This window comes from Rhodococcus sp. A14 (assembly GCF_011603105.1).
GTDB lineage: Bacteria > Actinomycetota > Actinomycetes > Mycobacteriales > Mycobacteriaceae > Rhodococcus_F > Rhodococcus_F opacus.
Map to the genome: position 1 here is coordinate 105,367 of NZ_JAAOQS010000014.1, position 6,972 is coordinate 112,338.

Here is a 6,972-nt window from a genome sequence, read left to right on the forward strand (position 1 = left end):
CGCACCGTGGATGTAAGTCTCACCGCCGCACATTGGGTGTATCTCGGAGGAATCATCGTCATCCTCGGGACGATGCTCATGCGGAAGAACATCGTCGTCCCCGCCGTCATCGGCACGTTCCTGACCGCCTTCGTGTTCTCCGACAGCCTCGTCACCGGTCTCGCGTCGATTTTCAACGCGAGCCTCGTCGCCGCCCGCGAGCTGTTCAACATCTTCCTGATCATCTCGTTGGTGACGGCGATGCTCGGCGCCCTCCGGCAGATGGGAGCCGACCGGTTGATGGTCGCCCCGTTCCGGCGCGTCATGCGCGGCGGCACCAGCAGCTTCATCGTCCTGGCCGTCGTCACCTACACGATCTCGCTGTTCTTCTGGCCCACCCCCGCGGTTCCGTTGATCGGAGCCGTCCTCATCCCCGTCGCCATCCGCGCCGGCCTTCCCCCGATGGCGGTCGGCATGGCGATCGCGATCTGCGGGCAGGGCATGGCGCTGTCGTCCGACTACATCATCAAGGTGGCGCCGGGTCTGTCGGCGAAGTCGGCGGGAGTCGATCCGGACGTCGTCGCGGACCGCGCCCTGGTGATGTCCCTGATCGTCGGTCTCACCGCGCTCCTCATCGCCTACTTCACGCAGCGCAGGCACATGCGCCGCCCCGCACCGGAACTGCTCACCGACTGGGAGTCACGCGCGGAGAGCGACTTCGGCAAGCCAGGCGGCGACGCCCCCGAGGGCGGTGCGACCCCCACCGGCGGCGCGATCGATCGCGCACCGGCCGAAGCGGCGACGAGTGCCGCTCTCCCGACGACGACGGCCGTCCTCGCCGAACCCGTCACGGCTTCCGCCCGGCAGGTCATCGACGACACGTTCAAGAGCATCCGTGCCGCAAAGACTTTCGCAGTACTCGTGCCCACCGCGTACCTGGCATTCATCGTCTACCTCATGGTCGGCAAGTTCACCGATCTGGTGCCCGACCTCAAGGGCGGCGACGCGGCGGCGATGGTCGGCGGCATCGCCGCGCTCATCCTGTTCGCCGCGGCCGCGACCAACGACAAGAAGGGATTCCTCGAGACGACGTCCGAGCATCTGATCGACGGCCTGGTCTTCGCGTTCAAGGCCATGGGCATCGTGATCCCGATCGCCGGATTCTTCTTCATCGGCAACGGTGACTTCTCCGCCGCCATTCTGGGACTTCCCGCGGACGCGACCGGTCCGACGCTGCTCTTCGACCTGGTGAACGCCGCGCAGTCCCACCTGCCGCAGAACGTGTTCGTCACGTCGTTCGGCATTCTCGCCATCGGAATGATCGCGGGCCTCGAGGGCTCCGGATTCACCGGGCTGCCGCTCACCGGTTCGCTCGCGGGCGCGCTCGGGCCCGCTGTCGGGATGGACCCCGCAACCCTGGCGGCGATCGGTCAGATGGGGAACATCTGGTCCGGCGGCGGAACGCTCGTCGCCTGGTCGTCGTTGATCGCGGTGGCCGGCTTCGCCCGTGTGCCCGTCCTCGAACTCGCCCGGAAGTGTTTCGTGCCCGTGGTGTCCGGCCTGGTGCTGTCCACCGCACTGTCCGTGCTCATCTTCTGACGGCTCGACGGCCTCGGTGGGGCGGTTACCCCGCCGAGGTCACGCGCGCAGTCGATCCGCATTCTCGAGGATGGCGGCACGCAGCGCCTGCTCCGGTTCGCTGAGAACACTCCGGCGGGCCTCCAGCACGAATTCGACGTCGACGTCGGGCCCCCATTCGTCGCGCGAGCGCATCCGCACCGGCGCCAGCCCCGCCGGCGGCAGCGTCTCGGCATGGAACACGACGCCGAGACCCGCAAGACAGGCAGCCCGCAACCCGTTCAAACTGTCCGTCACACAGGCCACCCGCGCGCCGCGCCCGGATTTCTCCAGGACGTCGAGCGCCGCTTCCCTCGTGATCGACGGCGGCGGATACGTCACCAGCGGCACCGGCCCCGCTGCATCCGGAACGAAGTCGGGTGCCGCGAAGAACGCCAGCCGGTCGGTCCACACCAGTTCGCCGTGCCGGTCTCCTCTGCGACGCTTCCCGAAGACCAGGTCCAGCCGGCCTTCGTGCAGTTGCCGGAACAACACTTCGCTCAAGGCCACCGTGAGTTCGAGATCCACCAGCGGATGGCTGCGACGGAACTCGCCCAGAATCCGAGGAAGCTCGTGCAGAACCAGATCTTCGGACGCCCCGAACCGGACGCGTCCTCGCAGACCGGATTGCGTGAAGTAGCGCTCGGCGTCCGAGTGCCGCTCGAGTATCGACGTCGCGAAACCCACCATCACCGTGCCGTCCGCGGTCAGCTCGACCGAATGCGTGTCCCGCAGAAACAGGCGGCGCCCGGCTGCCAGCTCCAGCTTTCCGACGTGCTGGCTGACCGTCGACTGCCGCAGGTTCAGTCGCCGGGCCGCGGCGGTGAAACTCCGGGTGCGCGCGACCGCGAGAAAGCTCCGCAGATGAACCGGATCGAACATCACCCATTGTTATCACGGTTCGGCATTACAGTAAACGCGACTATCGCCTTTCGAAATATCCGCGTGTTCCATACGGTCGAACCATGCTGACGAAGATCCCGCTGCTCAGAAGACTCGATCCGTTCATTCTCGGCATCCTGATCACCGTCGGGATCGCCAGCCTGATCCCCGCGGACGGCACGGCCCTGACCGCGTTCACCTGGGCCACGAAGGTGGCCGTCGGAATTCTGTTCTTCCTCTACGGCGCCCGACTCTCCACGCAGGAGGCGCTGCACGGCCTGCGTCACTGGCGTCTGCACGTCACCATCCTCGCGGCGACGTTCGTGATCTTCCCGCTACTCGGAATCGCTGCGCGCGTGCTGGTCCCGACGATCCTGACCCAACCGCTGTACCTGGGCCTCCTCTACGTCTGCCTGCTGCCGTCAACCGTCCAGTCGTCGATCGCCTTCGTGTCGATCGCCCGAGGCAACGTGCCCGGCGCCATCGTCAGCGCCTCGTTCTCCAACATCCTCGGCATCTTCGTCACCCCGCTCCTCGTGGCATTGCTGATGACGAGTGAGGGGGCAGGCTTCGACGCGTCCTCCGCGACCGGCATCCTCGTCATGCTCCTGCTCCCGTTCATCGCCGGCCAGGCAGTGCGGCGGTGGATCGGCCCCTGGGTGAAGAAGCACGGCGCACCGCTCAAGCTCGTCGACCGGGGTTCGATCCTGCTGGTCGTCTACGTCGCATTCAGTGAGGGAATGAACGAGGGAATCTGGGGCACGTTGTCCGTCGGCCGACTCCTGGCTCTGCTCGCGGTGTGCGCGGTGCTGCTCGCGATCGTCCTGTCCGTCACCTGGTTCGGGTCGAAGCGACTCGGTTTCGACCGGGCCGATCAGATCACGATCACGTTCTGCGGGTCGAAGAAGAGCCTCGCCACCGGTCTTCCGATGGCCACCGTCCTCTTCGCGAGCCAGCCGATCGGCCTGATCGTGCTGCCGCTCATGCTGTTCCACCAACTGCAGTTGCTGGTGTGCGCGTGGATGGCGGGCCGGCTGGCCCGACGCGCCGCAGCCGAGGAGACGGAACTCGCGACCAGTTCGAGCTAGCCGGGAATCAGTCGGCCAGCACGGCCTTCAGGAAGGTCTTGGTGCGCTCGTTCTTGGGCGCGGTGAAGATCGTCGCCGGGTCGCCTTCCTCCACGATCCGTCCGGCGTCGAACATCATCACCCGGTTCGACACGTCCCGCGCGAACTGCATCTCGTGCGTGACGATCAGCATGGTGATGTCGGTGGTGCGCGCGACGTTCCTCAGCACGTCGAGGACGTCCGCCACCAATTCCGGATCCAGTGCCGACGTGACCTCGTCGAGCAGCAGAATGTCGGGGTCCATGGCCAGTGCCCTCGCGATCGCGACCCGCTGCTGCTGGCCACCGGACAGTTGCGTCGGATGCGCGGTCTCCTTGTCCGAGAGCCCGACCGTCTCCAGCAACTCGCGAGCCCGCTGCACGGCCGCGGCCTTGTCGAGTCCGAGAACGTGGATCGGCGCTTCGGTGATGTTCTCGATCACGTTCATGTTGGGGAACAGGTTGAACTGCTGGAAGACCATGCCGATCCGGCGTCGGATCCGGCGCACGTACTTCTCCGACGCCGGCACGAGTTTGCTTCCCTTCTCCTCGTGCGTCAACGGTGTCCCGTCCACCCAGATGACGCCGTCGTTCACCTTCTCGAGGGTCATGAGCAGCCGCAGGATCGTCGTCTTCCCCGATCCGCTCGGACCGATCAGGGTCACCCGGTCGCCGCGCGCGACCTGGAAATCCAGGTGGTCGAGCACGACGTGGTCGCCGAACTGCTTCACGACGTCGTCGAATCGGATCATCGGGGTTGCTGCGCTCGCGTCATCGGGCAAGACGTCTCTCCAATCGCCGTATGAGCAGGGACGTCGGGTAGCTGGCGACGAGAAAGATCACACCCGCCAGGGTCAACGGTTCGAGGTACTGGAAATGCCGGGCGCCGAACTGCTGCGCGGCCGTCACCATCTCCACCACGGTGATGGCGAACAGGAACGGGGTGTCCTTGAACATCGACACCGCGTAGTTGCCCAGCGCGGGGACGACGCGACGGATGGCCTGCGGCAGGATGATCGCCCGCCACGTCCGAGTGGGCGCGATCGACAACGCCCGCGCGGCCTCCCACTGGCCGACGGGCACCGCTTCGATACCCGCACGGTACACCTCGGCCATATACGTCGAATAGTGGATTCCGAGTACGACGACACCGATCTGCAGCGGCGACAGTCCCGTGAACGTGTAGTACACGAACAGCAGTTGCACGACGAGCGGCGTCAGCCGGATGAATTCACTGATCGCGCGGACCGGAACACTCACCCATCGCGGCGCGGCCTGCCGGACCAAGGCGATGACGAGACCGAGAACGACAGAGATCAGGAAACCGAGAACGGTGGCGATGAGGGTGATCTTGAAACCCTCGAGCAGCACGGGCAGAGCCTCGAACGCTCGATCCCAACTCCACTGGACGCTCATTTCTTCGCGGCCTCCAGTCCCCGTGGATCGGTGGGCGCGAGGCTGAAGATCTCCCGTAGGGACGGTCCCGTCCCGAGGCGATTCTTCGCCCGCACCTCCAGCGCGTTCATCACCAGTGTCAGCACGTAGCCGATGACGAAGTAGATGACGAGTCCGACGCCGAACGCGAAGAGCGTGTTTCCGGTCGTCTGCCGGAGTTGGTCGATCTCGAAGGTCAAGTCCTGCAGAAGGATATAGCTCGCGAGCGCCGTGCCCTTGAGGAGTTGGATCAGGAGATTGGTCAACGGAGGAATCATCTCCGCCCAGGCCTGTGGGAAGACCACCCGGCGCAGCCGCTGCCAGTGACTGAAGTCCAGCGCCGTCGCCGCCTCCCATTGCGATTGCGGCACCGAGTTGATCGCGCCGCGCACCACCTCGGCTCCGTAGGCGCCGTAATTCAGCCCGAGCGCGAGGATCCCGCAAAGCACCGGGTCGATGAGATAACCGAACAGCGGAACCACGTAGAACAACCAGAAGAGCTGCACCAACAACGAAGTGCCCCGGAAGAATTCGATGAAGGCGCGAGCCGATCCCCTGATCACGATGTTGTGCGCACGCGCAGCCAGTCCGAGCGCGAGCGCGAGGACGAACGCGAGGAGGGCGCCTCCCGCAGTCAGTTGGAGCGTGACGACGATGCCTTCCTGGATGCTCGGCCACGCATCCAGGAAGGCATCGATATTCTCGTTCACAGGCAGCAGACCTCTACGACGATCAGCCTGCCCCGCCGCAGAGTTTGGCGGTGGTCAGGTTCGGATCGGGCAGTTCCTCCGCGGTGAATCCGAACGGTCCGACGATGGACAGGTACTTGTCCTTGTCGGAGGTGATCTTGGCCAGCTCGGCGTTGTAGGCGTCGCGCAACTCGGTGTCCTCCTTACGGAAGACCGTGCCGCCGGCACCGACCTGGGGGACCCCGTCGATCTCGGCGACGAAGGAGCTGGTCACGTCGACCGGGGCCTGCGGGTTGTTTTTCGCCAGCCAGTTCAGCGAGATCCCGGTGAGCGCAAAGACATCGGCTCGCCCGTTGGCGACGGCGTCCATTCCATCCTGCGGCGACGCCACCTGCATTGCATCGATTCCGAGCTGCTGCGCATAGTCCGATTCGATCGCCCCGGTCATCGCGGCCATCCGCACCCCGCTCTGCTGCACCGACTGCATGTCGGTGAGGTTCGCGGGATTGCCCTTGGGCACCATCAGCGCGGTGGTGTAGTTGAACTCGGGCTCGCTGAACGCCGCCTGCTCGCACCGCTGCGGCAGGATCGACATACCCGCGCTGACGACGTCGAACCGGCGGGCCTGCAGTCCGGGTATGAGCGCTCCGAAGTCGGTGCTCACGCCCTCGACGTTGTCAATGCCCAGGTTCTTGAAGATTTCGCGGTGCAGGGCCACGGTGGCGCCGGTCAACTGGCCGTCCTGCTCGAAGCTGTACGGCGCCTCGCCGGCGAAGCCGACGGTGACCGTTCCGCTGTCCTGCAGTTGCTGGAGGAGCGATCCGCCGCTGGTCGTGTCGGTCTTCGTGCACCCCGCCAGGGAGCCGGCAGCCACCATCATGCCTGCGAAGGCGACAGCCGCTCTGACCGCCGGACGTTGTTTCGACATCGTGCTCGTCACCACAGATTCCCTTCGTCACCTCGGGTGATCCGGGAGGACGCGCACCGCACGGCACGACCCCAACGGATCTGCCCGGGCCACGTTACGCAGGCGAAGGACCTACCATAGGGGAACCGGGGGGACGTTACCGCAGCGTTATCAAATGGCGGTCGGCGAATGTCTCCGGGAATGCCGAAAGCCCCCCAACATGGTTGGGGGGCTTTCGGTAACGGATGTTCGGCGGTGTCCTACTCTCCCACACCCTGTCGGGTGCAGTACCATCGGCGCTGGAGGGCTTAGCTTCCGGGTTCGGAATGGGACCGGGCGTTTCCCCTCCGCTATGGCCG

At 65.5% G+C, this 6,972-nt stretch carries 7 protein-coding genes and 1 rRNA gene; 2 read left to right on the plus strand and 6 right to left on the minus strand.

What is annotated here, in order from left to right:
- Nucleotides 1–6: 6 nt before the first annotated feature.
- Nucleotides 7–1,578 (plus strand): hypothetical protein, encoded by a 1,572-nt coding sequence (locus tag G9373_RS10950; protein ID WP_005569250.1) that lies wholly within the window; start codon nt 7–9, stop codon nt 1,576–1,578.
- Between the two features lie 39 nt (nt 1,579–1,617).
- Here G9373_RS10950 and G9373_RS10955 read toward each other — a convergent pair whose 3' ends face one another.
- The gene (locus tag G9373_RS10955; RefSeq protein WP_005569252.1) at nt 1,618–2,478 is read right to left on the minus strand and encodes a LysR family transcriptional regulator; all 861 of its coding nucleotides are present in this window, start codon (nt 2,476–2,478) and stop codon (nt 1,618–1,620) included.
- 83 nt (nt 2,479–2,561) lie between these two features.
- Between G9373_RS10955 and G9373_RS10960 the strand changes: the two genes are divergently transcribed.
- The gene (locus G9373_RS10960) at nt 2,562–3,566 is read left to right on the plus strand and encodes a bile acid:sodium symporter family protein (protein WP_005569253.1); all 1,005 of its coding nucleotides are present in this window, start codon (nt 2,562–2,564) and stop codon (nt 3,564–3,566) included.
- Nucleotides 3,567–3,573: 7 nt separating this feature from the next.
- Here the strand turns inward: G9373_RS10960 and ehuA are convergent, their stop codons facing one another.
- From ehuA to rrf, 5 genes are all read right to left on the minus strand, one after another.
- On the minus strand, nt 3,574–4,335 hold the full coding sequence (gene ehuA, locus G9373_RS10965; RefSeq protein WP_005262077.1) for an ectoine/hydroxyectoine ABC transporter ATP-binding protein EhuA: 762 nt from the start codon (nt 4,333–4,335) through the stop codon (nt 3,574–3,576).
- 19 nt (nt 4,336–4,354) lie between these two features.
- The gene (gene ehuD, locus G9373_RS10970) at nt 4,355–4,999 is read right to left on the minus strand and encodes an ectoine/hydroxyectoine ABC transporter permease subunit EhuD (RefSeq protein ID WP_133985979.1); all 645 of its coding nucleotides are present in this window, start codon (nt 4,997–4,999) and stop codon (nt 4,355–4,357) included.
- Nucleotides 4,996–5,727, minus strand: coding sequence for an ectoine/hydroxyectoine ABC transporter permease subunit EhuC (gene ehuC / locus G9373_RS10975; RefSeq protein WP_167115113.1), 732 nt, complete (start codon nt 5,725–5,727; stop codon nt 4,996–4,998). Before ehuC ends, ehuD begins: the two co-directional genes overlap by 4 nt.
- Before the next feature lie 22 nt (nt 5,728–5,749).
- Nucleotides 5,750–6,634 carry an ectoine/hydroxyectoine ABC transporter substrate-binding protein EhuB gene (ehuB, locus tag G9373_RS10980; RefSeq protein ID WP_037206073.1) on the minus strand — a complete coding sequence of 295 codons (885 nt, stop codon included), beginning with the start codon at nt 6,632–6,634 and terminating at the stop codon, nt 5,750–5,752.
- Between the two features lie 226 nt (nt 6,635–6,860).
- A 5S ribosomal RNA gene (gene rrf / locus G9373_RS10985) occupies nt 6,861–6,972 on the minus strand; the annotation flags it as partial.

What these genes read in the sequence shown, in the direction of transcription:
- G9373_RS10955 (WP_005569252.1), bottom strand. Translation starts at nt 2,478, where the DNA reads ATGTTCGATCCGGTTCATCTGCGGAGCTTTCTCGCGGTCGCGCGCACC.
- G9373_RS10960 (WP_005569253.1), top strand. Translation starts at nt 2,562, where the DNA reads ATGCTGACGAAGATCCCGCTGCTCAGAAGACTCGATCCGTTCATTCTC.
- ehuA (WP_005262077.1), bottom strand. Translation starts at nt 4,335, where the DNA reads ATGATCCGATTCGACGACGTCGTGAAGCAGTTCGGCGACCACGTCGTG.
- ehuD (WP_133985979.1), bottom strand. Translation starts at nt 4,999, where the DNA reads ATGAGCGTCCAGTGGAGTTGGGATCGAGCGTTCGAGGCTCTGCCCGTG.
- ehuB (WP_037206073.1), bottom strand. Translation starts at nt 6,634, where the DNA reads ATGTCGAAACAACGTCCGGCGGTCAGAGCGGCTGTCGCCTTCGCAGGC.